Source organism: Mesobacillus sp., assembly GCF_049588175.1.
GTDB lineage: Bacteria > Bacillota > Bacilli > Bacillales > Cytobacillaceae > Mesobacillus.
In genome coordinates this window covers 1-2,320 of the sequence record NZ_JBAVFI010000071.1, presented here as the reverse complement: position 1 = coordinate 2,320, position 2,320 = coordinate 1, and the positions used below count along the sequence as shown (strand labels likewise).

Sequence of the window (2,320 nt, the reverse complement as noted above, 5' to 3'; positions counted from 1 at the left end):
TATAATGATATAGTTCACCTATATTTTTGGCGATAATTATAGTAAATAAACATGATTTATGCCATGCTGGGGTAAAAATAGGAAAAGAAAAATGATTTCGGAGAGCGAGGACAACTTATGCGGTTTACAAAGATGATTCCAAATATGTTTACGTTAGGAAATCTATATTGTGGTTTTCTTTCAATAGGATTTGCGGCCAACGGCCAATTTAATAACGCAGCTATTTTAATCTTGATTGGCATGATGCTTGACAGTATGGATGGCAGACTTGCCAGAATGTTGAAAGCAGACAGCCAGCTCGGGAAAGAGTTAGATTCACTTGCTGACATCGTCACCTTTGGCGTAGCACCATCATTTTTAGTTTATTATACATACTTTCATCAGTTTGGAATTTTAGGTACACTTGTTGCGGGACTTTTCCCTTTATTTGGAGCATACCGACTAGCAAGATTCAATATCAGTACGGATAAATCTTCACTTAACTACTTTATTGGTGTACCGATCACTGCTGCAGGTGGAATTCTAGCGATTCTTACGTTATTTGGGGATTTAATTCCGAACATAGTAACGACAGTGGTTTTTACAGCGTTAGGATTTTTGATGGTAAGCAGAATAAGAATTCCAAGTTTCAAAGAAGTACCGCTTCCTAAATACGGAACGATTGTAACCTTTTTCCTCGGTTCTATGCTATTCGTAATTTGGAAGGGAACATATGGTCAATTCCCTTATCTGATCTATATAGCAACACCGCTTTATATAGCTTATCTGGCATACCGTTTTGTAAAAGGGAAGAATAAATCGAATATAGATTAGTGAAGAATGGCTAAACTCTATTTAAAATTAAGGCTCTGTTAAAGCCCAATTGTTTTTTAAAACCTGTTGATTGTAGTGGAAGGCGAAGCGCCTGGAGCGAAAATCAACAGCCTTGTATAACAGAGCCAAAATTAAAAAAAGTTAAATATAAGAAACAAGAAAAAGCCTTTGCTTGATAGCAAAGGCTTTTAATATGAAGATTAATCTCTTGAATTGTTATTGAAAGCCCGAGAAATGTCTTCTTTCACATTTCCAGCTGTTTCTTGCAGTTTTCCTTTACCTTTATCTAGTCGGCCTTCTGCTTCCATTGATTCATTGTCAGTCAGTTTGCCAAATTGCTTTTTAGCTTCTCCTTTGACTTGGTCAAAAGCACCTTTAGATTGATCGTTATTCATGATTTTGCCTCCTTTAAAATGTGTATATTCATTTATACCCTCCAGAAATGAAGGCAAACTAAATATTAAATATTAAATTCTAGGTGAATAAACTATATTTTTGATGGGGAGGAAGCAAGGTGAAACAGCAAATAAGAGAGGTTTTAAAAAGGATAGAGCTCGAATACGATGTACAAATTCTTTTTGCTTGCGATGCCGGCAGCCGTGCCTTGGGCTTCGCCGATCAGGAAAGTGATTACGATATCAGGTTTATTTATGTTCACAAGCTAAATTGGTATTTATCGATAGATCAAAAAAAAGATGTGCTTGAATTACCGAAGCAAGATACCTTGTCTATTGAAATAAACCCTCTATTGGATATGAGCGGATGGGAGCTGACAAAAACATTAAGGCTCTTCAGAAAATCAAACCCAAGCTTAATAGAATGGCTTCAATCCAATGAAATTTATTTACAGCAATATTCAACAATTGAAAAAATGAAAGCAATGACGGGAAATATCTTTTCTTCAAAGTCCTTTATCATCCATCACATTAACATAGCGAAGAGAAATTTTGACGTGGTTCTTGCTAAGAAGGAGGGAAATATTAAACTATATCTGTACATACTTCGATCCATCCTGACTGGCCAATGGATAGTAAAGTATGGTTCTGTGCCACCTGTCGAATTCCAGAAGCTAATACAAATACTTTCTCCAGGACAAGTAAAGAAGGCTGCATTAAAACTTTTATCAGCCAAGCAAGTGGGAGAACCACTCCTCAATGATATAGACTTAACCATCATTGATGATTTTATCGTTAAAGAAATAGATTTCCTTGAATCATATGCTAAGCAGCTTTCAAAGAGTCAACCTGATCCAACTAACACACTTAATCAATTATTCAGGGAAACATTAGAAGAAGTTTGGTCCTAAATTATCTTCAAGGTTCCGCCTGCGGAAAGCTAGCCCATGGTGCTGAAATCACTATGCACTTTTCACATAGCTTTTGCTAAACAATCACATGATTCTTTTTCGCGAATCAGAACCATAGAAAACAAGGCTTCTTTCACCATCGGTTTTCGCACGGACATATTCTCCTTCAGACGCAGCAAATTTTACAGCGTCGTCCGATGT

3 protein-coding genes are annotated in these 2,320 nt (G+C 36.6%); 2 read left to right on the top strand and 1 reads right to left on the bottom strand.

Going from position 1 to position 2,320, the window contains the following annotated elements; all coding sequences use genetic code 11:
- Positions 1-117 precede the first annotated feature (117 nt).
- Positions 118-813, top strand: a complete 696-nt coding sequence (gene pssA / locus WB217_RS01620) for a CDP-diacylglycerol--serine O-phosphatidyltransferase (RefSeq protein WP_423990038.1) — start codon at positions 118-120, stop codon at positions 811-813.
- A 200-nt stretch (positions 814-1,013) separates the two neighbouring features.
- Here pssA and WB217_RS01615 read toward each other — a convergent pair whose 3' ends face one another.
- The gene (locus WB217_RS01615; protein ID WP_423990036.1) at positions 1,014-1,208 is read right to left on the bottom strand and encodes a CsbD family protein; all 195 of its coding nucleotides are present in this window, start codon (positions 1,206-1,208) and stop codon (positions 1,014-1,016) included.
- Between the two features lie 119 nt (positions 1,209-1,327).
- Here WB217_RS01615 and WB217_RS01610 point away from each other — a divergent pair, with 119 nt between their 5' ends.
- Positions 1,328-2,119, top strand: a complete 792-nt coding sequence (locus tag WB217_RS01610; protein ID WP_423990034.1) for a nucleotidyltransferase domain-containing protein — start codon at positions 1,328-1,330, stop codon at positions 2,117-2,119.
- Positions 2,120-2,320 lie beyond the last annotated feature (201 nt).

Bases quoted from the DNA above. Each gene is read 5' to 3' on its own strand.
- pssA (WP_423990038.1), top strand. From the start codon at position 118: ATGCGGTTTACAAAGATGATTCCAAATATGTTTACGTTAGGAAATCTA.
- WB217_RS01615 (WP_423990036.1), bottom strand. From the start codon at position 1,208: ATGAATAACGATCAATCTAAAGGTGCTTTTGACCAAGTCAAAGGAGAA.